24 protein-coding genes and 2 riboswitches are annotated in these 24215 nt (G+C 53.8%); of the genes, 17 read left to right on the plus strand and 7 right to left on the minus strand.

Translation table 11 applies throughout. From position 1 onward, the window contains the following. The first annotated feature begins 4 nt into the window (after positions 1-4). The 5 genes from KNP67_RS10990 (at position 5) to KNP67_RS11010 (ending at position 5432) form a co-directional block, all read left to right on the plus strand. The gene (locus KNP67_RS10990) at positions 5-1537 is read left to right on the plus strand and encodes an FAD-dependent oxidoreductase (protein WP_214756592.1); all 1533 of its coding nucleotides are present in this window, start codon (positions 5-7) and stop codon (positions 1535-1537) included. Positions 1538-1603: 66 nt separating this feature from the next. After that, entirely contained in the window at positions 1604-3070 is a 1467-nt protein-coding gene (locus KNP67_RS10995) for a carboxypeptidase M32 (protein WP_214756593.1), read from the plus strand. Between the two features lie 11 nt (positions 3071-3081). Beyond that, on the plus strand, positions 3082-3795 hold the full coding sequence (locus KNP67_RS11000) for a glycerophosphodiester phosphodiesterase (RefSeq protein WP_029595424.1): 714 nt from the start codon (positions 3082-3084) through the stop codon (positions 3793-3795). A 253-nt stretch (positions 3796-4048) separates the two neighbouring features. Further along, on the plus strand, positions 4049-4846 hold the full coding sequence (locus KNP67_RS11005) for a DUF4397 domain-containing protein (RefSeq protein ID WP_021067496.1): 798 nt from the start codon (positions 4049-4051) through the stop codon (positions 4844-4846). Then, positions 4794-5432: a class F sortase gene (locus tag KNP67_RS11010; RefSeq protein ID WP_236355686.1), complete on the plus strand. Its 639-nt coding sequence runs from the start codon at positions 4794-4796 to the stop codon at positions 5430-5432. The genes KNP67_RS11005 and KNP67_RS11010 overlap by 53 nt, the downstream gene beginning before the upstream one ends. Positions 5433-5532: 100 nt before the next feature. Here KNP67_RS11010 and KNP67_RS11015 read toward each other — a convergent pair whose 3' ends face one another. After that, positions 5533-5970 (minus strand): MarR family winged helix-turn-helix transcriptional regulator, encoded by a 438-nt coding sequence (locus KNP67_RS11015; RefSeq protein WP_021067494.1) that lies wholly within the window; start codon positions 5968-5970, stop codon positions 5533-5535. Positions 5971-6061: 91 nt separating this feature from the next. Then, on the minus strand, positions 6062-7120 hold the full coding sequence (locus KNP67_RS11020) for a GTP pyrophosphokinase (RefSeq protein WP_251130850.1): 1059 nt from the start codon (positions 7118-7120) through the stop codon (positions 6062-6064). 112 nt (positions 7121-7232) lie between these two features. Between KNP67_RS11020 and KNP67_RS11025 the strand changes: the two genes are divergently transcribed. After that, entirely contained in the window at positions 7233-7460 is a 228-nt protein-coding gene (locus KNP67_RS11025; protein ID WP_029595427.1) for a hypothetical protein, read from the plus strand. A 103-nt stretch (positions 7461-7563) separates the two neighbouring features. Then, the gene (locus KNP67_RS11030; protein ID WP_021067491.1) at positions 7564-7887 is read left to right on the plus strand and encodes a YflT domain-containing protein; all 324 of its coding nucleotides are present in this window, start codon (positions 7564-7566) and stop codon (positions 7885-7887) included. A 41-nt stretch (positions 7888-7928) separates the two neighbouring features. On the opposite strand, the gene KNP67_RS11035 is transcribed toward KNP67_RS11030, so the two are convergent. Continuing rightward, entirely contained in the window at positions 7929-8966 is a 1038-nt protein-coding gene (locus KNP67_RS11035; RefSeq protein WP_029595428.1) for an SDR family oxidoreductase, read from the minus strand. Positions 8967-9158: 192 nt separating this feature from the next. Here KNP67_RS11035 and KNP67_RS11040 point away from each other — a divergent pair, with 192 nt between their 5' ends. Then, entirely contained in the window at positions 9159-10454 is a 1296-nt protein-coding gene (locus KNP67_RS11040) for a glutamine synthetase family protein (RefSeq protein WP_021067489.1), read from the plus strand. A 49-nt stretch (positions 10455-10503) separates the two neighbouring features. Here KNP67_RS11040 and KNP67_RS11045 read toward each other — a convergent pair whose 3' ends face one another. The 3 genes from KNP67_RS11045 to KNP67_RS11055 form a co-directional block, all read right to left on the minus strand. Then, complete coding sequence (locus tag KNP67_RS11045; RefSeq protein ID WP_021067488.1) at positions 10504-11997, minus strand: peptide MFS transporter; 1494 nt, start codon at positions 11995-11997, stop codon at positions 10504-10506. Between the two features lie 144 nt (positions 11998-12141). Beyond that, complete coding sequence (locus tag KNP67_RS11050; protein ID WP_021067487.1) at positions 12142-13386, minus strand: MDR family MFS transporter; 1245 nt, start codon at positions 13384-13386, stop codon at positions 12142-12144. 265 nt (positions 13387-13651) lie between these two features. Next, the gene (locus KNP67_RS11055) at positions 13652-14752 is read right to left on the minus strand and encodes an AI-2E family transporter (RefSeq protein WP_021067485.1); all 1101 of its coding nucleotides are present in this window, start codon (positions 14750-14752) and stop codon (positions 13652-13654) included. Between the two features lie 173 nt (positions 14753-14925). Beyond that, positions 14926-15026, plus strand: a riboswitch (SAM riboswitch). 77 nt (positions 15027-15103) lie between these two features. Here KNP67_RS11055 and KNP67_RS11060 point away from each other — a divergent pair. From KNP67_RS11060 to KNP67_RS11080, 5 genes are all read left to right on the plus strand, one after another. After that, positions 15104-16279, plus strand: coding sequence for an aminotransferase class I/II-fold pyridoxal phosphate-dependent enzyme (locus tag KNP67_RS11060; protein WP_021067484.1), 1176 nt, complete (start codon positions 15104-15106; stop codon positions 16277-16279). Continuing rightward, the gene (locus tag KNP67_RS11065) at positions 16276-17292 is read left to right on the plus strand and encodes an iron-containing alcohol dehydrogenase family protein (RefSeq protein ID WP_214756595.1); all 1017 of its coding nucleotides are present in this window, start codon (positions 16276-16278) and stop codon (positions 17290-17292) included. Before KNP67_RS11060 ends, KNP67_RS11065 begins: the two co-directional genes overlap by 4 nt. 40 nt (positions 17293-17332) lie before the next feature. Further along, a riboswitch (SAM riboswitch) is annotated at positions 17333-17437 on the plus strand. Positions 17438-17509: 72 nt separating this feature from the next. Continuing rightward, positions 17510-18331, plus strand: a complete 822-nt coding sequence (locus KNP67_RS11070) for a MetQ/NlpA family ABC transporter substrate-binding protein (protein WP_021067482.1) — start codon at positions 17510-17512, stop codon at positions 18329-18331. A gap of 9 nt (positions 18332-18340) precedes the next feature. After that, positions 18341-19375, plus strand: coding sequence for a methionine ABC transporter ATP-binding protein (locus KNP67_RS11075; RefSeq protein ID WP_131472632.1), 1035 nt, complete (start codon positions 18341-18343; stop codon positions 19373-19375). After that, positions 19347-20009, plus strand: coding sequence for a methionine ABC transporter permease (locus tag KNP67_RS11080; protein ID WP_034777647.1), 663 nt, complete (start codon positions 19347-19349; stop codon positions 20007-20009). Before KNP67_RS11075 ends, KNP67_RS11080 begins: the two co-directional genes overlap by 29 nt. Positions 20010-20036: 27 nt before the next feature. Here the strand turns inward: KNP67_RS11080 and KNP67_RS11085 are convergent, their stop codons facing one another. Then, positions 20037-20432, minus strand: a complete 396-nt coding sequence (locus tag KNP67_RS11085) for a Spx/MgsR family RNA polymerase-binding regulatory protein (RefSeq protein WP_131472634.1) — start codon at positions 20430-20432, stop codon at positions 20037-20039. A gap of 172 nt (positions 20433-20604) precedes the next feature. Between KNP67_RS11085 and KNP67_RS11090 the strand changes: the two genes are divergently transcribed. From KNP67_RS11090 to KNP67_RS11105, 4 genes are all read left to right on the plus strand, one after another. After that, a complete protein-coding gene (locus KNP67_RS11090; RefSeq protein ID WP_131472636.1) occupies positions 20605-20988 on the plus strand; it encodes a DUF302 domain-containing protein in 384 nt (127 codons plus the stop codon). A gap of 104 nt (positions 20989-21092) precedes the next feature. Next, complete coding sequence (locus KNP67_RS11095; protein WP_131472638.1) at positions 21093-22385, plus strand: hypothetical protein; 1293 nt, start codon at positions 21093-21095, stop codon at positions 22383-22385. An 11-nt stretch (positions 22386-22396) separates the two neighbouring features. Then, complete coding sequence (locus tag KNP67_RS11100) at positions 22397-23653, plus strand: hypothetical protein (protein ID WP_131472640.1); 1257 nt, start codon at positions 22397-22399, stop codon at positions 23651-23653. A 34-nt stretch (positions 23654-23687) separates the two neighbouring features. Further along, a complete protein-coding gene (locus KNP67_RS11105; protein ID WP_131472642.1) occupies positions 23688-24092 on the plus strand; it encodes a hypothetical protein in 405 nt (134 codons plus the stop codon). Positions 24093-24215: the final 123 nt, after the last annotated feature.

Raw genomic sequence — 24215 nt, forward strand, 5'->3', positions numbered from 1 at the left:
GTTTATGCATCGTCATCCGTTCACCAATTCACTCTGGCGTCAGCACAATGCGGCAACACCTTATCCGCGACTTGAGAGCTCTGTTTCGTGTGATATCGTCGTCATCGGGGCAGGAATCGCCGGGCTCGTCACGGCATATGAGTTGCAACAGCGCGGCAAGCAAGTCGTCTTGCTCGAAGCGGCTGAGATCGGCCGGGGGACGACCGGCCACACGACCGCGAAATGTTCTGTTCAGCATGGGACCGTCTATTCCAAATTGATTCGGACGTTCAATCAAGAGACGGCGCGCCTCTATTACGAGTTCAACGAGCAGGGACTCGCCTATTTGCGGCAACAGGTCGAGGCCGGATTCGACATCGATTTCGAGACAAAAGATTCATACTTATATTCAATCGATGGGTCGAGTCAACTCGTCGCCGAGCGCGAGGCGTATGCACAACTTGAGCTGCCCGGGGGAGATGCGACCGAGGAAGTGAAGGCGGTCCTCCCGTTCGAGGTCAAACAAGCGATCGTTATTCGCGACCAGGCCCAGATGCATCCGGTCAAATACTTACACGAGCTCGCCAACCGTTTCGTCGAGGCCGGCGGGAGACTCTACGAGAAGACACGGGCGACCGAAATCAGTTCGGGACCTCGCCCGATCGTCACGACGTCGACAGGGCGACGGGTCCAGGCGAATCAGGTCGTGGTCGCCACCCATTACCCGTTCAACGACATCCGGGGGCTGTACTTCTCGAAGTTTGAGGTCGAGCGTTCCTATATCGTCGCTTGTGAGACGGAACAGAGCGTCCCGGACGGTATGTATTTGAGTGTCGATCAACCGAGCCGGTCGTTCCGTACGTTCAAGGAGGGCGACAAGACGTATATGCTCGTCGGAGGCGAAGGGCACTTGAGTGGACACGTCACCGAGACCCGCTCGCGCTATGACCGCTTGGACCGCTTCGCCCATGATTCGTTCGGGGCCAAGAAAGCAAGTTTCCGCTGGTCATCCCAGGATCTGATCACGTTGGACCACCTCCCGTACATCGGGCAAATGTTCAGCCGTGAGCCGGACGTGTTCGTCGCCACCGGGTTCGCCAAGTGGGGGATGACGAATGGGATTGCCGGCGGACTGTTGCTGGCCGATCGACTGACCGGGCGCCCGAATCGGTTCAACGACTTATTGGACCCACAACGCTCGAAATTGAAACCGGCCGACGTCGGGCAATTCTTAAAGACGAACCTCGACACGGCCGTTCAATTCGTCAAAGGGTCACTGGAAAGACCGGGTACTCTCGACGACCTGCAACTTGATGAAGGCGGGATCGTCCAAGTCGACGGCAAGAAGGTCGGCGCGTACCGTGATCTCGACAACGAATGCCATCTCGTCTCGACCCGATGCACCCATATGGGATGTACCATCAATTGGAACGATGCGGAACGCTCATGGGATTGTCCGTGCCACGGTTCACGGTTCGACACGAAAGGAAACGTGTTGGAAGGACCGGCGACACAACCGCTCTCCTATGAGCGGAAAACCGATGTGCCGAAACAATAGGCAACGCGGGTCGTCTATATTAAAGTAAAGAAGTAACGATATAACTGTCATAGGGGTGGAATCAGAATGGAACTAACAAAGCAGTGGCGTGACCATTTCAAACAATTGCGTGCCTTCGACGAGGCGATTTCTTTACTGTATTGGGACATGCGTACCCAGATGCCGGAACAGTCGGCACCGCTACGGGCCGAGACGATTGGTTATCTGTCGACCGAGGCGTTCAAACGCCAGACGAGCGAATCGTTCAAGGCGCTGTTGGCCGAGATGACCGAGACGGAGAACTTGACACCGATCGAGTTGCGTTCGGTCGCGGTCGCCAAAACCCAATATGAACGGAATGCTAAAATTCCGTCCTCAGAATATCAGGCGTATGTGACGCTCGTCTCTGAGGCTGAGACGGCGTGGGAGAAAGCGAAGGATCAGAATGACTGGCACATGTTCGCTCCATATCTTGAGAAAATCATCGGATTTCAGCGGAAGTTCGCCGACTATTTCGGCTACGAATCGCATCCGTATGACGCCCTCCTTTACGATTATGAGCCAGGGATGACCGTCGACCAGCTCGATGAATTGTTCCGGACGCTTCGCGACGAGCTCGTCCCGCTGATCCGTCAGCTGCCTGAACCGGTCCAAGGGCTCGACTGGTCGATGGACAAGGCCGTTCAGCAACGACTGTGTGAGGACTGGATGCGTGTCGTCGACTATGATTTGACGCGCGGCCGTCTCGATGCCACGGTGCATCCGTTCGAGATCACGATCAACCGTCGCGATGTGCGCATCACGACGAAATATGATGAGACCGATTTCCGTAACGCCTTGTTCGGTACGATGCACGAGGCCGGGCACGCGACGTACGAACAGCAAATCGACTCGGAACTCGACGAACTCGGTCTCGGGGGCGGTGCCTCGATGGGCATCCATGAGTCACAGTCCCTCTTCTTTGAAAACTTTGTCGGACGAAGCGAGGCGTTTTTGAAAAGCGTCTATCCGCGCCTTCAATCCGAGCATCCACAGTTGCAGAACATAGATTTTGATACGTTCTATGCCGGCGTGAACGAGGCGAAACCGTCTCTCATCCGGATTGAGGCGGACGAACTGACATACAGCCTGCATATCATCATCCGCTATGAGCTTGAAAAGCAACTCATCCAAGGCGATTTGTCGGTCGAGGATTTGCCAGCGGCATGGAACGCGCTCTATAAGGAATATCTAGGTGTCGATGTGCCGAGTGATGCGAAAGGCGTCCTACAAGACGTTCACTGGGCCGGCGGGTCGTTCGGCTACTTCCCGAGTTACGCCCTCGGTTTGATATACGCCGCTCAATTGACGGAATCACTCAAGAATGAGCATCCTGACTTCGAGTCGCTCGTCAGCACGGGCACGTTCGGTCCAATCAAACAATGGCTTGAGGACAATGTCCACCGCCATGGTAAAGCGCTGACACCGAACGAACTCATCAAGCAAGTGACCGGAGAGGACATCTCGGTCCGCCCGCTCATCCGCTATTTGACGAACAAATACAAAACGAACTGAGGCGAAAACGAATGAAACTTTTCGCGCACCGAGGGGTGATGGCCCATCATCCGGAGAATACGATGACGGCGTTCCGGGCCGCACTCGAAGCACAAAGCGATGGGATTGAGGCGGACGTGCACATGACAAAGGACGGAAAGCTCGTCCTTATCCACGATGAGACGATCAATCGGACGACAGATGGGCGTGGACGTGTCGCCGATATGACTCTATCGGAGCTGCGAGGCTATAATGCCGGTGTCACGTTCGCTATCCAAGAACAGATTCCGACGTTAGACGAACTGATCGATCTGTGCCGAGGGACATCGATGGTCCTCAATCTCGAGGTCAAGACGGATATCGAGCGGTATCCTGGTATTGAACAACTCTTGCTTGACACCATTCGAAACCAGCGTCTTCCAGTTGGACAAGTCATGTTCTCTTCTTTTAACCATTCGACGCTCCAGCGTTTGAATCAATTGGCGCCAGAAATTGAGTGTGCCGTATTGTTGGCACAACCGCTCTATGACCTCGTCGCATATTGCAAGAAAGTGGGCGCGACCGCCGTTCATCCGAATGTCCTGACGATGACCGATGAAGAGATTCTTCATCTTCAGGACGAAGGTCTCTCCGTACGTCCCTATACCGTGAAAACAGTCCCCGACCTAGAGCGGTTCAGTCAACTCGGCGTCGATGCGGTGTTCGTAAATGACATCGACTGGGCAAAAGCACATTCAACCCCGTAACGTTACGCGTTACGGGGTTTTTAAACAATAGGGAAGGGTAAGTGTGGTTAATGTAAAGAAAGCGGTTTCTTTCAAATGTGCTGAGCGGCATATTGAGAGCACACCGTCACCTTTACGCCGTTGCTCCGTTGTCTTAAATTTAAGATGTCACCAGCTACATAGCAATCAGATGTAGCACACATTGCAGCACCGCATCAAACTTGTTGTATACAGTCAATCGGTCAACCCAAGCAGAAAAAGGAGGAAATTTCACATGAAGAAATTGATGTCTTTACTTGGTACACTCGCCTTGGCGTTCGCACTCATCGTGCCGGTCAGTGCAGATGGACACGAGAACGCGATGGTACGTGTACTCCACGCTTCACCTGACGCACCTGCAGTAGATGTGTACGTCAACGGTGAAGTCGCGGTCGAAGGCGCAGAGTTCAAAGCGCTCACAGACTACTTGACTCTCCCGGCTGGAGATTACAACGTGGAAATCAAGCCAGCTGGTGATGCAGAGACGGTCGTCGTTGCGGCAGACCTCTCAATCGAAGCAGGAAAATTCTACACAGCGGCAGCAATTGGTCAACTTGAAAACATCGAGATCGCAGCAATGGAAGACGATGCGAACTTCGAAGATGGAAAATCGAAAGTCCGCGTCGCTCACTTCGCACCTGACGCACCGGCAGTCGATGTCGCTCCTAAAGGCGGCGACCCACTCTTCTCGAACCTCGAGTTCAAAGCAGTAAGTGACTACGGTACACTCGACGCTGGCACGTATGACCTTGAAGTTCGTCCGGCCGGCGCGACTGACGTCGTGAAGGCACTTGACGGTGTCGCTCTCGAAGGCGGTAAAAACTACACGGCATTCGCCATCGGACTCCTTGAAGGCGAACCAGCGTTTGAAGTCCTTCTCGCAGCAGACGGTGGGGAAATGGCTGGAGCACCTGACACAGGTCAAGGTGGTCTCGCTCAGACAGCATCGATGAACTGGTTGCTCGCAGCAGCGGTTCTTGGTGCAGCAGCAGCTGGCTTCTACGTCTTTCGTCGTCAGAAGCAAGACGCTTAAACTACTCTTCATCGGAACGTTATCGTTCCTTATGATTGCACCGGGCGCAGACGCACCGGATGCGGACGCGAAATTGACGACGGTCGGCTTTGCCGAACCGCTCGTCCTAGCAACGACCGAAATTGATCGGCAGTCATTCCGTACCGACACATTTATCCCAAAACGACTGAAGATTCCGTCAATTGATGTCAACGCGGTCATCCAACCGGTCGGGAAAGACCGACTCGACCGGATGGATACCCCGACGGAGACAGATGAGGTCGGCTGGTATCGGTACGGGGCGAAAGCAGGGGCGACCGGAAACGTGGTCCTATCTGGTCATCTCGATGACCTCAGTGGTCCGGCCATCTTCGCGAACCTTGGCGACTTACGCCTCGGAGAATCGGTGACGCTCCAGCGTGGCAAAAAGGCAATCGCGTATGAAGTCGTTTCCGTCGAACGGTATCGGCTCGAAGACGTCCCGCTCGCCTCGATCTTTGCGGCGACCCAGGCGGAACGGCTCCAGCTGATCACTTGTGCGGGTCCTTATGACCCAGAGTACGGATACCGGGACCGAATCGTCGTCACGGCGATCGCCAAGTCTTAAATCAAGAATGAACCCGAGTGTGGTCCAACCACACTCGGGTTTTTTGTTGTAGCGTGGCGAAACAAAAACGACCAGGCCGAGATAATCGGCCCAGTCGTTCTTATGCGTCCATTCGGTCAAGCAGTCTTGACAGAAGAATCAATTCGTCATCTGAGAAATCGGTGAACACGTCCATCAAATACTCGATTTTCATGTCTTCCAGTGTCTCGAACAAGGCACGGCCTTCTTCAGTCGCTTGCAATTCGACGACACGACGATCACGTTCGCTGCGTTCACGGGAGATCAACCCTTTTTTCGTGAGTTCATCCGCGAGAGCGGTAATCATCGAAGCCGAGAATTGGAACTCGTTCGATAGAGCCGAGGCGATTTGAGGACTGTTTTGACAAAGCGAGCGGAGAATGAAAAATTCGTTTCGCGTCAAGTATTGTGAGAACATCGACCGGAGGTTCTTTTTCACTCCGCGATAGTTCATGCGAATCCCTCGCTCAGCATCGGCGACGAGCTGACGGCGGGATGCTGTTTGTACAGGTGTTGTCATCCTCAAGAGTACCTCCTACATAAAATATCATTATTTGCATATATTTCAGAACATAAAAACATTCTACAACAAAAACATGAAGTCTGTAAAGTTATGATGGCTCTTCGCGGGTACGAAGTTCTTGGATGACCTCGTCGTAATGTTTCAAATCCGGATAGAAGCGTCGGAAGAAGAACTCGATTTGCTGGTCATCCCCTTCTGCGAGCAATTTCGCGAGGACGGCATAGACGACACCCATTCCTTGACGGGGCAGGAGAGACGATGGCAACAGCGTCGCACATTGAATAGCCCGATTGAAGTAGAGGTCGAGCGTGTCGCTCAAGTCCTGGAACGTGCGAATCTCCGCGTAATGGAACATACGCGTCAGTTCAATGATCGTCGACAAGTCGGTGTCGAGTAACCAATCGCTCTGGAAGATGGCGTTGTCAAGCTTCTCGACGGTGACGTCATTGGCGATATAGTAATTCAAATTATCTCGCGTGATGCTCACCTTATCGGGCGATTCGACGATCCGTTCGACGGTCTCTTGTTCGAACGTCCGCAACTGTTTGCGGATATTGACGAACTCGGAGTCGGCAATCTCGAGGAGCCCCGCGACACGGCTGAAGCTGCGCTTGATTTCCGGTGGCACGGCGTTCGGTTTCTTATAACCGAGGTCATGCTCGATCTCGGCCCACGCGTGCTGCAAGATGGACCGGACTTGAATCTCGGCTTCTTTGTCTTCATAGCGACGGTACTCCCCGAGGGCGAGCCGCGTGTCGCTCAAGCCGACGACGTAATGGACCGACAAATAGCCGAACTCATTCGGGTCGAGCAACGTGGATTTATCGATCGACTGTTCGCGGTCAATCCGGAACTCATCCTCGAGGATTTGGGCCACGGCACGGACATCGTCGTGGAAATAGGTCACGATCCGAATCCCCGCCAAATCCTGGACGTCGCGCAACGACCGGTATTGATACGGTTTGCGGGACAACTTAGCATACAGGCTCTCGGCTTCCTTCGCCCGGGCGACGATCGAGTGGAACTGGATGCCGGCGTCGTTCAACAGCTCGCTGAGGAGTAACTTCAGCTTGGCTGCGAATGCCTCGTAATCTTCTTTCTCATTCATATAGTCGAGCATGATCGTGTTCATATCCTGTCTCGGCATCAACATCACTCCTTGTCTCATTATATGTAGTATAGCATCAAAGAAATCGGTGTCGCATCTGTTGTCCGTCCCTATGATACAATACGGTTTGGAACGGGAAGGAGTGTCACGCGTGAGAGTGAGCCATACGTTGAAATCGAACGAGCGCGAGAAGCTCGAGATCGTTGCCGGGTTGTTGCAACAAGCAGGTTATCGGTCTGGAAAGATCGACTGGCAGACCGGGATCAATATCGTTCGGGTCAGTCGCGAAGATGTGTCGTCTGAATCGGACGAACGGACCCGCATCCAAGGCATCGTCGACCATTTCGGGATCGAGGACTGGAGCGCCACGTTTTCTTGAACCCCTCTTTTTCAAATCGCTGGACGAAATGGGTTTTGTGACTCATTTTTCGGGAATAGTATATTATTCGATTATAGATCAGCGGACGTTTAGGAGGATGAATATGTTAGAAACAAGAATCGTGCGGGATATGACCTCGGTCGACCATGAAGTGAACGGGATGGTGTCAGGGGGATGTGTCAACGAGCACATTTACTTATTTGCGAGAGATGAAGAATTGACGGTGCGGCTCGCTGCAGAAGCGGGTGTGCAACCATACCGCATCACTGAAAAAGGGCTGTGGGAGTCGCTCATGTCGAAGTTTACAAAAAATTCGGATGACCGGATCGAGCAGCTCGAGAGCCTCGGTCTGACGAAAGAGATGGTCGAATCGCTCGAAGGAGAGATTCAGGCCGGGAAAATCGTCCTCGTCTGCGACAAGTCATAAAAAGAGCCGGAACTGACTCTCGTCAGTTTCGGCTCTTTTCGTCATTTCGTCTCGTAATAGGCGTTCACGATCCGGCGCAGCGACCGCTCGTTCAAATCGAGCGGTTTGAACCCAGCGTCCTGCAACAGACGTTTCGTATTGGCGTCGTCGAACGCGATATCGCGATTCAAGTAAGGATTGAACACCTTCACCATCTCGTTGAACGTCTGCTCGGCTTGGCTGAGCGAAGACGTCGCCGTCTCCGTGATCTTCAAGTGCGGGAACGCAAGCGCTTGCTTCATATAGTCGAGCATGGTCACGTTGCGCGGCGGGGCATCGTTCGTCACGTTATAAATCGTGTCCGGTTTAGCGTGTTCGATGGCAGCGAGGAGTACATCAGCCACATAATCGACCGGGACGAGGTTCGACGTGCCGGTCTCAGAGCCGAGGAGACGGATCGGTCCATCCGGTGCCCCACGGCGCTCGAGGCGGCGCTTGAACACCTCGAGAGCGCGCATATAGCCGTACATCGTGAACTTCGAGTCGGCCTCACCGGTCTTCGAGTCACCGACGATGATGGCGGGACGGAAAATCGAGACGTCGAGGTGGTCCCGTTCCGCCCAGACGGCCTGTTCGGCGTGCGCCTTGCTCTCCTCGTACGGATTATGGAACGTCTGGTCGGTCGCATACAACGTCTCATCGCCGACCTCGCGTGCTCCGAGCGTGTACGCCGTGCTGACGTGGAAGAAGCGAGGGCAATGTAGCGCCTTTGCGAGCGCGAGCGCTTGTCTCGTCCCGGTCAAATTCGTCTCGAACAGTTCCTCACGGAGCTCCTCATCGAATTTGACGAGGGCCGCCATGTGGAGCACCAAGTCGAATGAAAGGTCATGATCGGTGATGAACCGCTCGTCTGCTCCGAGGAACGGGGCCGTCAAATCCCCGGCCAGGACAGTGATGGAGCGACGTTCGTCCCGTGAGAACATCGCCTCCACTTTCTCAGGTGTACGGGCGAGGACGCACAGCGTATGCCCACGATGAATCAGCTCGCGGGCGAGCCGTCCTCCCAAAAATCCGGTCGCACCGGTCATAAAAATATTCACAGCGTTCTTCCTCTCTTTTCAGTCTCTCCCCATCATAACAAGTGGCAACGGAATGAGCCACTTTCAACCTAAAGAATAAAATTAGGGGTTTAATAATTTTTAAAGTCGGTTATGACTTAAGGAGAAGCGTACGCAAGGTACGTCATGACAGTGTTGATATGTCAAATAACTTAAGTGAGGTTTTTTAGAATCATGGCTAATCTATTCGGAACAGACAAGGATGGCAACAGGAAGAAGCAAGAAGAGATTGAAAAAACGGTTCAGGAGAAAGGGATCACACAAATCCACATGTACTTCTCCGACGTGCTTGGAGACTTGAAGCTACTGACTCTCTCTGCAAAATTGTTGCCGGAAGTCTTTGAAGGGAAGACGATGTTTGACGGTTCATCCATCGCCGGTTTTTCTTCCATCAAAAACTCAGACCTATTCTTGAGACCGGATTTAGATCGTCCACGCTACGAGCAGGATGGGGACGAGAGCATTCTCGCCTTTTTCTGTGACGTCTGCACACCGGACGGCGAACGTTACGAGTTCGACCCGCGCAACGTCTTGAAGGATGCCCTCGAGCGGGCTGCACGTGACGGCTACTCGATTTTCGTCGGCGCTGAGCCGGAATTCTTCATCTTCGACGAGAATGGTGAATTTTACGATGAGGCGGGTTACTTCTCGACACGTTCGGAAGACAAAGGGTATGAGGTCCGCCAACATATCGCCAACCGCTTGAGCGAAGTCGGTTTCAACATCGAGGCGGTCCACCACGAAGTCGCACCGGCCCAGCACGAAATCGGCATCAAATATGATGACGCGCTCCACACGGCCGACAACATCCAGTTCTTCAAAGAAATCGTTCAATTGGCAGCCCAAGAGAAAGGTGCAAAAGTATCGTTCTTGCCGAAACCGCTCCGTGACGTGAATGGTTCGGGGATGCACCTCAACATCTCGGTATGGAAGAACGACAAGGACGGCAACCCGACGGTGAACGCATTCGAAGAGCCGGAGTCAGACTACGGTCTATCGCTCACGGCCCGTCACTTCATCGAAGGGATTCTGAAGCATGCCCGCGCAACGGCTATCTTCACGAACCCGCTCCCAGAGTCGTATGAACGTCTCGTGCCAGGTTTCGAGGCACCGGTCAACATCTGTTGGAGCCCATCGAACCGCAGTTCGATGATTCGGATTCCGGCGTCACGTGGAAGCGCGACGCGCGTCGAAGTCCGTAACCCAGACCCGAGTGCGAACCCGTACTTCGCGCTTGCGGCATTGATTTATGCCGGACTCGAGGGCATCGAGCAACAGCTCGAGCCGTCGGCACCGAACGAGGACGACTTGTTCGAGTACTCGGCGAAGCAGATTGAAAGCCAAGGCATCTCGTCACTCCCGGCGACGTTCCATGAGTCGATTCAATCGCTCAAGTCGGACCGGTTCCATGATTACTTCAACCATGACTTGATCGACCGCTACTTGTCGCTCATCCAAGTCCGTAAATAAGCAACGTATACAAAAGCCCATTCCTCGGCCGAGGAATGGGCTTTTACGCTTAATGAATCCCGCGCATATACTTTTTGATGACCGGGGCGAGAGCGAACAAAATCATACTGAGTACAATCGCTGCTCCACCGATAATCCCGAAGTAGAGCATCTCGTTCTCTGGTGAATAGAAACGAACGAGCTGGGCGTTAATCCCTTGTGCCGCCGCGTTCGACAAGAACCAGAGTGACATCGTTTGGGCCGAGAAGGCAGCCGGGGCGAGTTTCGTCGTCGCCGACAGACCGACCGGCGACAGGCTGAGCTCACCAAGCACGACGATGAAGTAACTGAGGACGAGCCAGAGCGGATTGACGAGCGTGTCCGGGCCACCGAAGTAGGCCGGGAGCAAGATCACCAAGAAACTTAACCCTGCGAACAAAATCCCGAAGGCGAACTTCGTCGGGATGCTCGGCTCACGGTCACCGAGTCGGACCCAAAGCCATGCGAACACCGGAGCGAGCATGATGATGAACAACGGGTTGAGCGACTGGAACCAGGCCGGTGACAGCGTGAACCCTAAAAATTCAAGGTCGGTCCGCTTATCCGCATAACTGGCCAAAATCGTTGCGCCTTGCTCTTGAATCGCCCAGAACATGACCGAGGCGATGAACAGCGGGATATAGGCGATAATCCGTGACCGCTCGACTTCCGTCGTTTTCGGGCTACGATACATGACGATGAAATAAATCGTCGGAATCGCGATCCCGAACACACCGACGAGACCGATGAACGTGTTAATCGTGAACAACCCTTGTGGAATCAACACGGCCAACAGACCACCGATGAGGACGACTGCAATCGTCGTATACTTGATTGCGTTTTTCTTTTCAGACGGTGTCAACGGGTTCGGTACGTATGAACCGGCGAGACCAAGGTTCTTTTTCTTCGTGACCATGAAGACGACGAGACCGATGAACATCCCGACCGCGGCGAGCGCGAAGCCCCAATGGAAGCCATAACTCTTTTGAACCCCTCCGACGATCAAAGGCGAGATGAAGGCACCGAGGTTGATCCCCATATAGAAGATACTGAACCCGGCGTCACGACGACGGTCCGTCTCATTGTATAAATCACCGACGATACTCGAGACGTTCGGTTTCAAGAGACCGGTCCCGATGACGATCAACGCCATTGAGATGAACAAGAACGTCAGGCTACCCGGAATCGACAGTACGATATGACCGAGCATGATGAACACACCGCCGAAGAAGACGGCCCGGGACGTCCCGAACACACGGTCAGCGAGCCATCCCCCGATGACCCCCGACATGTAGACGAGTGCGCCATACACCGACATGATGGACAAGGCGACGTTCTGGTCGAGACCGAGACCGCCATCTGATACCTCGTAATACATGTAGAAGACGAGGATCGCACGCATCCCGTAATACGAGAACCGTTCCCAAAACTCAGTGAAGAATAGCGTGAACAACCCTTTCGGCTGTCCGAAAAAACCTTTTTGTGGCACGCTGTCCACAATTTTCTGTTTATCGATCCTTTCCATGAAAGATCCCTCCTTAACCGTATTATCATAAAAAGAATCATTATGTTTGTAAAGAATAATAGAAGCAAATATTCAAAATTTAACGAATTTGCAACGAATTAAAAAATCACACTAAACGACTAGGTTCAGTGTGATTTATATAGGTCAAGCCGTCTTTTGTTTCGCTTCGGCCGCACTGACGCGACGTCCGAGCTGCCAGTAGATGAGGCCTGACACACAACTGGCCGCCCCGACGAGAATCAAGGCGATATGTCCGGCCCGCTGATCGAAGAATAGGCTCGCCATGATTGGAGCCGTCACCCCGCCGATCAACCATTGGATACTGGCGGCCCCGTTATAGGCCCCACGCATATTCTCCGGAGCGATCAAGGCGATGAACGTCTGTTGGACCGGGGACATGATCATCTCACCGAGCGTATAGAACGCGTATACCGCGAGCAAGACGCTCACGAGGACGAGGTACGGTGTCCCGAGGGAGTAGAGGAGACGCGGCATGACCGCGATCAGGATCATGCCGACCCCGAAGATGGTCGCCCCGGCGAGCATGACGTTGCCGAACGGCTTGCGCCCGAGTTTCGAGGCAATCGGGAACTGGAACAACACGACCATGATGCCGTTCAAGGCGAGCATATAGGCGAACGGATTCTCACGGTCGGTGAACGACGGCATCGACTCGCGCAAGAACAGCGGCAACATGCTCTCGATGAGCGAGAAGCCCATCGAGATGAACACACCGGCGAAGATGAAGACGAGGAACACCTTATCGTTATAGAACACCCGTAGGACGTCCCGGTTAGACGGTGTATCGGCCTCGGTCGTCTCCGGGAGCGACTCCCGGATGAAGCGGCCGAGGACGAGCGCATAAAGGATAAAGACGAATGACGCCGAGAAGAAGATATACTGCCGGTCGATGAACAGGACGGCGCTGCCGAGGAGCGGGCCGAGCGCCGCCCCGATGTTATGGCCCATCCGCAACAGGCCGAACGCCTCGTTCATCTGTTCGGGCTCGGTCACGTCCGCCACCATCGCGCTCGCGGCCGGATGAAACAACGAGTTCGTCAAGCCGAGCATGGCGTTCAAAAGGAGGAGCGGCCAAAACGTCTCGGCGAACGCGAAACCTACGAGCGCGAGCGCGTCGCCGAGGATGGCGATCATCATGATCGGTTTACGGCCATACAAATCTGCGAGCCGTCCGCCGACGACCGAACCGATGAGGGCCATGATCGGACCGGTCGCCATGATGACACCGACCTGGATATAACTGTCGAGCTTGTCGCTGTAATAGAGGACAAGGAACGGCGCGATCATGAACATCATGACGCCGGTGATCGTCTCCCCGAGGAAGCGGATCCAAATATTGCGGTCGAGTCGTTTGAGTGATTGAATCATTAGGTTCACCTGCTTTAATTATTGGAATGTAAAAAGGGACGCAGCATGCACAAAGGCATACGCGTCCCTACGATCTTAGACATGCCTCGGAAGGCGGGCGAACGTCACGGATTCAAATCACGGAGAGGCGCCTGCCGGTCAATATGGACTTGGACGTGCGAGCGTTGAATGACTGACATCGGTACCTCTCCTTTCTGCATTGGACTGTCTTCTCTTCAAGATTATGATATTTCTGTGAAATGTGTCAACCTAAATCGTCAATGTGTCATAACAATTCATTCAAGTTCTTGCGACTGAGCCGGTAGTCGATCAAGCGCGAGAACACGACTTGAATCATCGCCGTGACCGGCACGCTGATGAACATCCCGACGAGGCCGAACAGGCTGCCGCCGATGATGATCGACGTGATGACCCAGAACGGCGTGATGCCGACGCTGTCGCCGAGAATCTTCGGCCCGAGCCAGAGTCCGTCGAATTGTTGCAACAAGAAGATGAACAAGAGGACGATGAGCGCCGTGAACGGGTCATAGAAGTAGGTGATGATGAACGCCGGGATCATCCCGAGCAGCGGCCCGACGTACGGGATGAAGTTCAAGACACCGACGATGACGCCGAGGAGAAGCGCGTATGGCGCCCCGATAATCAACAGACCGGCGACGGCCAGCACCCCGATGATGAGGCAGTCGAGCGACTTCCCGATGATATAGCGTTTAAAGATGTAATCCATCTCTTGGAAGATGTCGATCGTCGTCTTGGCTGACGCGACCGGGAACATCGCATACAACAGCCGCTTGAACATGCGGGCAAAAATCTCTTTGTCTTTTAAAAGATAAATCGAGATGACGATCCCAATCAAGAAGTTAATGAGCGTCATCGTGAAGCTCGACACGTAGCTGACCGACGACAAGACGGCCGTCTCGACCCAGCCCGAGTAGCGCTCCTCGAACCGGCTGAAATCGATGGCCTGGGCGACTGTCGCGTTATACTCTTTCAAATACGTGTTCAACTGTGACAGATACCCGTCGATTTGCCGGATATAGGACGGGAGTTCCTCGATGAGCGAGGCGAGGCTCGAATAAATGCGTGGGAACAGCGTCACCGCAGATATGACGAGAATCCCGATAAAGATGATATAGACGATCAGCAAGCCTTGATATCGTTTTAGTTGAAACCGTTCTTCTATATAGGACAGGACGGTATTCAGGAGCAGCGCGATGGCGATTCCCATAATAATCGGCGTCAGCAACTGGAACGTATAATGCATCATCTGCGAAATCGTATCCGGTTCGCTGATGACTTTCCAGAGCACGAGCAGGATCAGGCCGATCACGCTCAACTTCCAAATCAATTGACGGTTTAATTCCAAAGGTCCATCCCCTCATGTTTTAAATTTTGTAGAATAACGTTCACTTTCACTATGAACGTTTTTTTATCGGGATTCAAGAGGACATGCTCATTTTCAAAAAAGGATTGACAAGATTGGTAACGTTTGGTTAACTAAGTGACATATTACAAAAAGACAAATCGCATATAAAACACTTTCTATCAAGAGAAGCGGAGGGACTGGCCCGATGAAGCTTCAGCAACAGATTGATTCAATACTGTGCTAATTCCAGCAAGGTGACCTTGAGAGATGGAAAGGTGGTTGTTTGAATACGTCCGTATCTCGACACCCCTTTCCGCGGAAAGGGGTGTTTTTTGCATAGGAGGACTATTCATGACTGACAGACGCTCACATCTACTTAAAACGTTACCACCTCAACATTTCGTCGGACTCGCGAACGAGGTGGCCGAACTCGAACAAGCCGGCCGCGACATCATCCGACTCGGACAAGGGACGCCTGACCTGCCTACGCCTGAGCCAATCTGTGACGCGCTTCAGACGGCGCTCCTCGACGCCTCGACCCATCAATACGGTCCGTTCCGCGGTCAGGCCCGCCTGAAGCAAGCAGTGGCGACGTTCTATTTGAATGAGTATGGAGTCGAACTTGATCCCGAGACAGAAGTAGCGATTCTCATCGGCTCAAAATCTGGTCTCATCACGTTGCCGCAATGCGTACTCGAACCTGGCGACGGAATTTTGCTACCGAATCCCGGCTATCCTGATTACATCTCGGGGGCACGCCTCGCCGGTGCCGTCGTCCGTGACCTCGTCCTCCGGGAAGAGAACGGCTTCTTGCCGGACTATGAGACGCTCGATACGCAAGATGCAAGACTCATGTATTTGAACTACCCGAGCAATCCGACCGGAGCCGTCGCCTCACCCGCTTTCTTTGACGATACCGTCCGTTTCGCCCGGGAGCGGGACTTGATGGTCGTCCACGATTTCGCATATGGCAGCATCGGATTCGATGGCCATGTCCCGCCTAGCTTTCTGCAGGCGGAAGGGGCGAAAGAAGTCGGCATCGAGGTATATACGATGTCGAAAGCGTTCAACATGTCCGGTTGGCGCGTCGCCTTCGCCGTCGGGAACGCGGACATCATCGAGGCGATCAACACGTATCAGGACCACGTCCACGTCAGCGTGTTCTCGGCCATCCAGGCGGCGGCTGTCGCTGCGCTCGAGGCGCCCCGTACCATTCGCGATGACTTGGCACGACTGTACGAGGCACGGCGTGATCGCCTGATCGACGGGTTGAACCGGGCCGGCTGGGCCGTCGAACCGCCGGAAGGCTCGTTCTTCGTCTGGGCGAAAGTGCCTGAGGGTGATGCCAAGTCGTTCTCGCGGAAACTGCTGCATGAAGCCGGTGTCGCCGTCACCCCGGGCTATTTCTTCGGTTCGGAAGGGAACGGATACGTCCGCTTCGGCCTCGTCTCACCGGAACCGAAGATTGACGAGGCCGTCGAACGAATCGAGCGGTTGTTTGCCGCCTATGAGGAGGTGCGCGCATGATTCGTCAGGCCGTCCTTGAATATGACCACGCCGATGACGCGCTCGACCGTCTTGATGACTTAGTCGACGGCCGCCGTGCCCACGTCCTGCACGGTCAGAAAGGGTATGACGTCGTCCGAGCCATCTTTCCGGCCATCGCGGACTATCCGGCAACAAGGTTCAGCGGGGAGTGCACGGACTCGGAAGTCAAACGGCTCAAACCGTTGGACGCCGACGTGTTAATCGCCGTCGGAGGTGGCAAGCTCGTCGATACGGCCAAACTCGTCGCCTATCAACGGAACGTCCCGCTCATCGTCGTCCCAACGCTCGCCTCGAACTGTGCGGCGTTCACACCGCTCAGCGTCGTCTATCAGGAGGACGGGAGCTACGACCGCTACGACATGTTCCGCGTCGTCATCGAACGGGTCATCGTTGACTCACGGGTCATCTCGCGCTCACCATATGAATACTTTCGGGCAGGTGTCATCGACACGGTCGCGAAGTTTTACGAGGCCCGTTATTTGAGTGGTGACAGCTCAGCTGACGCCGGCGTCAACACCGGACTCGTCTTGGCCGAGCAGTGCGGGCGTCTCGTCGAACTTGAATTGAGCGAGCACGCTTTTGAGTCGTATAGTGACGACGTCCGCTTCGCGGTCGATCACGTGCTCGCCATCGGCGGCGCCGTCGGTGGATTTGGTGACGCCGGGACACGCGTCGCCGTGGGCCATGCGGTCCATAATGCGCTCAGCCGCTTCGAGTCGACCCACTCATTCTTGCACGGAGACAAGGTCGGCTTCGGCCTGATCATCCAAGAGCGCTTGCGGCGCTCGGCCGATGCTCCGTATTTGGAAGCTTGGTTGAAACGGTTCGGTGCCCCGACGACGCTCGAGACGCTCGGGGTCGGATTTGAGCATATCCCGGTCCTCGTCGACTCCGTCATGACGGAGACCGAGCTGCAACAGTTGCCGGAACCGCTCGATAAAAATTTTCTGAAAATAATTTTTGAAAATTTACAATTATCTATTTACAATTAAAAGAATTAAAAGTAAGATGATAACAACTTAATAGACCGATTGCTTATCAAGAGTGGTGGAGGGACTGGCCCTGTGAAACCCGGCAACCAGATCGTAATGATCATGGTGCTAATTCCAACAGACGAAATCGTCTGGGAGATGAGCGTGTCCGACTTTGACTTGTCGTGCCCGCCACTCTGAATGAGTAGCGGGCTTTCATTTTGGAGGAGGAAAACAAATGAACATCAAACAGAAAACAGTACTTGCAGGAACATCACTACTCGCCGCCATCGCGCTCTCAGCATGCGGACAATCGGACGCGAGCGAGGCGCTCAGCACGGAGTCGCTCACGATCGGCGTCACGGGCGGGCCGCACCAACAGATCGCCGAGAAAGTGAAAGAACTCGCGGCCGAAGACGGCCTCGAACTCGATATCAAAGTGTTCAACGACTATAATACGCCGAACACGGCGCTCGCCGAGGGCAGCCTCGACGTGAACAGTTATCAGACGCTCTCATTCCTAGAACTGCAAAAGTCCGATAAAGGCTATAAAATCGACGACGTGTTCAAGACCGTCGCTTTCCCGATGGGTCTCTACTCAGAGAAATTGACCGACATCGAGGACTTGAAAGAAGGTGACAAGGTCGCCGTCCCGAACGACCCGGCGAACGAGCTACGCGCGCTCCGTCTCTATGAGACAGCGGGACTCATCACGCTCAAAGAAGGATTGACAGACAAGGCGACAAAACGTGACATCGCCGAGAACCCGCTCAACCTTGAATTCATCGAACTCGAGGCGTCGCAGCTCCCGACCCAGCTCCCGGAAGTCGCACTCGCTGCCATCAACACGAACTTCGCGATGGGTGCCGGCCTGTCGATCAACGAGGACGCCTTGTTCCATGAAGACACGGTCGACAACCCGTATCCGAACTACGTCGTCGTCCGTACCGACAACAAGGATGACGAAGTCGTCGCGACGCTCAAATCGTATTATCACTCGGACGAGGTCCGGACGTTCATCGAAGAGACGTTCGACGGCTCAATCGTCCCGGCGTTTTAAGGAGGGCCTATGATCGCACTTAAAGGAATCACGAAGACGTTCACGGTAAATAAAGGTGCTGTCACCGCACTCGACGACGTCTCGCTCACCATCGAGAAAGGCGAGATCTTCGGCATCATCGGCCGAAGCGGGGCAGGAAAGAGCACGCTCATCCGCATGATCAACCTGCTCGAACGCCCGACGTCGGGCCAGGTCGAAATCGAAGGACAGGACGTCACGAAGCTCGACAAACGAGGGCTCTCGAAGCTACGTCATCGCATCGGGATGATCTTCCAACATTACAACCTGCTCAAGACGGCGACCGTCGAAGAGAACGTCGCCATCCCGCTCCGTCTCGAAGGACTCGATAAGCGGATAATCCGCGAACGCGTCGACAAGTACCTCGACATCGTCGGATTGACGGATCATCGGAAACATTATCCGGAGCAACTTTCGGGCGGACAGAAGCAACGTGTCGCCATCGCCCGCGCCCTCGCACATGAGCCGGACATCCTGCTCAGCGACGAGGCGACGAGCGCGCTCGACCCGGAGACGACCGAGTCGATTCTCGACCTGCTTCTCGACATCAATCGCGAGCTCGGGCTGACGATTTTCTTGATCACCCACGAGATGGAAGTCATCGAGCGCATCTGCGACCGGGTCGCGGTCATCGAGGCCGGCCGGATCATCGAAGAAGGGGACGTGCTCGACGTGTTCTCGGACCCGCAGCATGCGACGACGCGCAAGTTCTTGAAGACGAACCTCGATGTCCCGAAAGAGGTCGTCGAAGAATTGAGCACGCACGGGACGCTCGTCAACTTGTCGTTCATCGGCCATCAAAGTGAACAGGCCGTGCTCGCCCAATTGACGAAACGGTTCGGCTTGCTGCCGAACATCATCGGGGGCGGCATCAAAAAGCTTAAAGGAGGTCTCGTCGGTAATCTACTCGTCCATTTGGACGGCGATGAGGGCCAGACCGACCAAGCCGTCCGCTTCTTAGAGGCGAGCGGTGTGAAAGTGAAGGAGGTGACGAACTATGCTTCAGTTTTGGGAAAATTGGGGTGACTTGATTTGGACGGGGACGATTCAGACGCTCACGATGACCGGCATCGCACTCGTCATCTCGACGTTGATCGGACTGCCGCTCGGGACGCTCCTCGTCTTGACGCGACCGAACGGGCGGCTCGCCAACCGTTATTTCTACGGCATCTTGTCGAGCGTCATCAACGTCGTCCGTTCAATCCCATTCATCATTCTCTTATTCTTCATCCTCCCGTTCACCCGTTTCATCATGGGAACAACAATCGGCGTCCAAGGCGTGCTGTTGCCGCTCATCGTGTTCACGGCGCCGTATATCGCGCGGCTCATGGAGTCGGCGCTGCTCGAGGTCGACCGCGGGGTCGTCGAGGCGTATGAAGCGATGGGCATCTCGACCCGGAAAATCATCTGGTACGTGTTGATCCGGGAGGCCCGCTCTTCAATCGTGCTCGGTCTGACGATTGCGACGATCGGTTTGATCGGGGCGACCGCGATGGCAGGACTCGTCGGGGCAGGCGGACTCGGCGATATCGCCTATCAATACGGGCATCTTCGATTCGAGCCGGAGGTCATGTACGTGACCATCTTCGTCTTGATTCTACTCGTCCAATCGATTCAGTCGTTCGGCAACCGCTTGGCGGCCCGACTCAAGAAGGCATAAGAAAAGAGCTCTGCTTCGGCAGGGCTCTTACTTGTTGTCGAGCAATCGTTTCAATTCGGCAATGCGGTCATGGCGCGGGATGAACGTACGAATCTCTTTCTCGCTGAACCCGATTTGAATCCGATTGTCGTCGACGACGATCGGACTCTTCAAAATCTGGGGATGCGACGCCACGAAGCTGTACAGCTCACGGAGCGACATCTCGTCAAGGTGATCCGCCGCTTGTTTGTACACGCTCTTTTGAACGGACAACAGGTCGGTCGTCCCGTTCTCGGTGAGGCGGAGCATGTCTTTGAACTCGGTGAACGACATCCCTTGGTCGGTCAATTTCTTCTCGATGAACGGGATGTTCTGCTCACGTAACCAATCGATCGTCTTACGGGAAGAACTGCAGCTTGTATGTGTGAATACGGTGACCGTCACGGCAACCACTTCTCCTTTACGTAAGTATGGACTTCTTTATTTTCTCTCATACATACGTGACGGACATCGAATATGTTTCAAATCACATATACTTTTTTCGACCGAACAGACGATTTGTCGGTCCTCACTTCGGGTACAAGACGAGAGAGACTACATCTTAGGAGGGGTTCACATGTTTGATTACACGGTCAAGACCGATCAGACGGTCGAAGCGGTCGTCGAGAAGCTGAAAACGACGCTCAAAGAGGAAGAGTTCGGGGTGCTTTGGGACTTCAATTTGAGTGAGACGCTCGAAGAGAAAGGCCAAGCGATTGATGGAGACTACCGCATCCTCGAAGTGTGCAATCCAAAAGAAGCGAAAAAAGTCATCACGGCGCACCGGGAAGGCGGTTATTTCCTCCCATGCAAGCTCGCCGTCTTCACGAAAGACGGGTCGACCCATGTCGGGATGCCAAAGCCGACGAAACTGATCGAACTGATCGAGGATGAGTCGCTCCAAGCTGTGGCACGCGATGTCGAGACGAGATTGACCCGAGCCATCGATAAAACTGTGTAACGGTCATTGAACCCGTCCAGGTCGTCGGACGGTTTTTTTCGTGTTCCCTCCTAAAGTAATATAATGGTAAAATTGGTACAAATAAATGGTGAGGGGCGGATGATTTGAAAAAGTTAGTCGGTTTATTTGTACTATCCACAGGCTTATTGGTTGGTTGCGGTGGGGAAAAGCCGGACGTCGTAAACTTGTCTTACGTCGACGCGCATTGGACCGTCAGTAAGTATGCCAAGGAGGAGTTGATTTCCCTTCATTCAGCCGACGAGACGCTTGAAGCCTGTAGCGGTAAGTTGACGACCGAGCTGGAAGGCGACTTGATTGTGTTCGATACGATCGTGGCGAACCGCTATCCGATGACGGACACGGGTGAGGAGTATGCGTTCAAGGCCGTATCATATATGAAAGGGGATGAGAATTATGTGCTTTGTCGTGACACGGTCTCGAACCGCTTCTCGGCGGAAGTGATCGAGTCGTTCCCTGACGATGTGGACGTATCAACGGGGACACCGATCGGTCGTTATCCAATCGTCGGTCCGGCCGATAAGTCCGCCAAAACCGCCTTACGGGATGCCGATGAATTGAACGAGTCAGGCAACCGGATTGAACCGTTCCTCGAAACGCTCGTCGCCTTTTCCCCGGCTCTGTACGGTGAGATTGAAGTAGAAATCGGGGGAATGCCGAGTCCATATCCGTTGTTCTCGTTCGATCCGTCGATGGCCAGCATGAAAGACATCAAAGTAGCGATCGGTTACGACACGATTACTGAGAAACCGTATTTGCTGCTCATGTTTGCGGACCTTTATTTCTCGGTGACTCCACTCGAGTCGATGATTGACCAAACCGCAGAAGGGCTTACATATGAAGCGTTGAGCGTCGAGCGCCTCCCCCTCGAGACGGAGCTCATCCCGGACCAGACTTATCCATTGTATGAGTTCACCTATACTCGTGACGGAAAAGTCGTCAATGAGACGATGACGTTCACATACCGCACCTCTGACTTATTATCGACAGCGGAACGAAAGCAGCTCGAGACACACCCCGACGAAGACTACATGCCACTTGTGGTCGGTCCACTCGTTTATCTTCATCAACAGCCGTTCAACCCGGAATCTCCGTTGTCATACCCGGTTCTTTTAAAAGCAGCGGGGAACGATATGGATGACCTCGTCCAAGCAATCGATTCCGCTGAACCGACGAAGCGTCAAGGTGATGAAGGCGACTATCCGCTTCTAACAATCGTCGATGGACACAAGGGACAAGAGTTCGAGGTGACGTATAAACAGCGCTCGAAAAAGATGGATATTTACGTGACCGACCGCTCGACCGACGAGACGTACAAACTGACGAGCGAAGGGGCCGAGACGTTCTTGTCCTACTTCCCTGACTTGAAGAAGAAATGAGTGGCTTGAACATGAAGAAACGAGCGTTGATGTCATTGTCACTGTTATGGTTGACGGCAGGCTGCTCGGAAGACGTGGACGTCGTCCGCTATGGCCATATCGAGGAGCACTGGCAAGCCGAACGGGTTACGTTGAACAGTCAAGAGCCTGTAGTGGATGCCGAAACAATTTTGAACCAATGTGAAGACAAGGAACGACTGACCGAACTAGATGGAGAGACGTTTTCAATCCTCGGGATGGCGTATGCGACCCGGGCCCCGCTTATGAATGATGACTATTATGGATATAGTTTTAATGAAGTGACCTATGTCGAGGGGGATACAATCTATGCGCTCTGTAAATCAGACCGGATGGACGGGATGGAAGGGTACGGGGCCGTCGAGCTTGCAGAAAGACCTGCCTACTTGAAAGACGAGGTCGGCACGGAGATTTCGTTCCTTCCGACCGTCCATATCGCGACCGCAAATGAACGGGCTGCGTTACATAAGCCGGACGCCTTCTATGACAATGGACAAGACATGGAACCGTATCCGGTCACACTTATGAGGATTTCGCCTGGATTTAGCGGCACGGTTGAGATTGGGATTGAAGAAGGGGGCTACTTTAACCCATTCTTCCACTTTTTGCCGAACCTTAGACCGTCCGATGTGTTTATCGCATTAGGACGAGATAAGGCCACGAACATGCCTCATCTGCTCCAGTCTTATGGTGGAGACAAGGCTCGCTATTCCTCCTCCATTTTACAAGATGCCGATTTGCTCAACGGGGCTGACAGTTTAACCTTCCGTCGAATCCATAACGGTGGCACGATGGAACCGATGACACCTTATCCGCTATATGACCTCACGATTGACGTGGACGGACAAAACGTAACAAAAACCGTGTCGATGCGCTATCGAACGAGCCCTCTCCTTACAGATCCTGCAGATCTAGACGAGATAGCGGTCGCTTACCTCCATCAGTATCCGTATCACCGCGAAGTCCCGCTCCCTTACCCTGATGCGGTGAATGTTAGAGGCGAGGCGTATGATCGATTGATCGAAGCCATCGAGACCGCGCGCCCGTCGACGAAGAGTGGTGAGACGGAAGACTATAAGTATTTGACGCTGTTGCACGGGAATCTCGGTCAACAGTTCGATGTCAGTTACCAGCAACGGTCGAAGAAAGTCGATGTCTTCGTGAAAGACGTGAAGTCCGGGGAAGTGTTCAAACTGTCGAGCGCTGGGGCGGAGACGTTCCAAGAGTTATTCCCACAGGCTTTCGAATGAACGGATTGGTTGTAAATCGAGGAGGAATGTTCTGTTGAAACGCATGTTAGTTGGATATGTCATCTGCGCGGGACTGTTGCTTGGAGGTTGTGCGAGTAGCGAGGAAGACGTGGATCCGTCTCGTATCGAGTACCATACGATACATACTGATGGGGAATACGGGCCGACACGCACCATTACCGACGCTGAGACGAATGCCGAGCTTGATCGAACGACGGAGGAAGTCGAGTGGGAAGACCAGCCCGTCCCGATCGAGCGGGAACCGGATGTGAAAGCGACGTTCGTGTTCACGCCGAACGATGCGCCAGAACGTTCACTCGACTTCGGGATTTGGTACGAAGAACAGATAATCGGCGGCATCGATCCAAAGGACAGCCGGGGTGAACTCACGGCCGACCAAGTCACGCTGTTCAAATCAATATTCGATGACCAGGAATGATAGGGGACCCGTGCATGGCACGGGTCCTTTGTTCATGGACTTAGCAGTGAACCAACTGGAAAACACTTCAAATTCAAGATATTGACTCGATTTCAAAAACCGACGCTATTCAGGAATTTTCGC

The organism is Exiguobacterium sp. s157, from assembly GCF_018618205.1.
Lineage (GTDB): Bacteria > Bacillota > Bacilli > Exiguobacteriales > Exiguobacteriaceae > Exiguobacterium > Exiguobacterium chiriqhucha.

What these genes read in the sequence shown, in the direction of transcription:
- KNP67_RS11030 (WP_021067491.1), top strand. Translation starts at nt 7,564, where the DNA reads ATGTTAGAAACAAGAATCGTGCGGGATATGACCTCGGTCGACCATGAA.
- KNP67_RS11100 (WP_131472640.1), top strand. Translation starts at nt 22,397, where the DNA reads ATGAAGAAACGAGCGTTGATGTCATTGTCACTGTTATGGTTGACGGCA.
- KNP67_RS11020 (WP_251130850.1), bottom strand. Translation starts at nt 7,120, where the DNA reads ATGCCGAGACAGGATATGAACACGATCATGCTCGACTATATGAATGAG.
- KNP67_RS11065 (WP_214756595.1), top strand. Translation starts at nt 16,276, where the DNA reads ATGATTCGTCAGGCCGTCCTTGAATATGACCACGCCGATGACGCGCTC.
- KNP67_RS10990 (WP_214756592.1), top strand. Translation starts at nt 5, where the DNA reads ATGCATCGTCATCCGTTCACCAATTCACTCTGGCGTCAGCACAATGCG.
- KNP67_RS11090 (WP_131472636.1), top strand. Translation starts at nt 20,605, where the DNA reads ATGTTTGATTACACGGTCAAGACCGATCAGACGGTCGAAGCGGTCGTC.
- KNP67_RS11060 (WP_021067484.1), top strand. Translation starts at nt 15,104, where the DNA reads ATGACTGACAGACGCTCACATCTACTTAAAACGTTACCACCTCAACAT.
- KNP67_RS11045 (WP_021067488.1), bottom strand. Translation starts at nt 11,997, where the DNA reads ATGGAAAGGATCGATAAACAGAAAATTGTGGACAGCGTGCCACAAAAA.
- KNP67_RS11075 (WP_131472632.1), top strand. Translation starts at nt 18,341, where the DNA reads ATGATCGCACTTAAAGGAATCACGAAGACGTTCACGGTAAATAAAGGT.
- KNP67_RS11000 (WP_029595424.1), top strand. Translation starts at nt 3,082, where the DNA reads ATGAAACTTTTCGCGCACCGAGGGGTGATGGCCCATCATCCGGAGAAT.
- KNP67_RS10995 (WP_214756593.1), top strand. Translation starts at nt 1,604, where the DNA reads ATGGAACTAACAAAGCAGTGGCGTGACCATTTCAAACAATTGCGTGCC.
- KNP67_RS11080 (WP_034777647.1), top strand. Translation starts at nt 19,347, where the DNA reads ATGCTTCAGTTTTGGGAAAATTGGGGTGACTTGATTTGGACGGGGACG.
- KNP67_RS11040 (WP_021067489.1), top strand. Translation starts at nt 9,159, where the DNA reads ATGGCTAATCTATTCGGAACAGACAAGGATGGCAACAGGAAGAAGCAA.
- KNP67_RS11005 (WP_021067496.1), top strand. Translation starts at nt 4,049, where the DNA reads ATGAAGAAATTGATGTCTTTACTTGGTACACTCGCCTTGGCGTTCGCA.
- KNP67_RS11015 (WP_021067494.1), bottom strand. Translation starts at nt 5,970, where the DNA reads ATGACAACACCTGTACAAACAGCATCCCGCCGTCAGCTCGTCGCCGAT.
- KNP67_RS11050 (WP_021067487.1), bottom strand. Translation starts at nt 13,386, where the DNA reads ATGATTCAATCACTCAAACGACTCGACCGCAATATTTGGATCCGCTTC.
- KNP67_RS11070 (WP_021067482.1), top strand. Translation starts at nt 17,510, where the DNA reads ATGAACATCAAACAGAAAACAGTACTTGCAGGAACATCACTACTCGCC.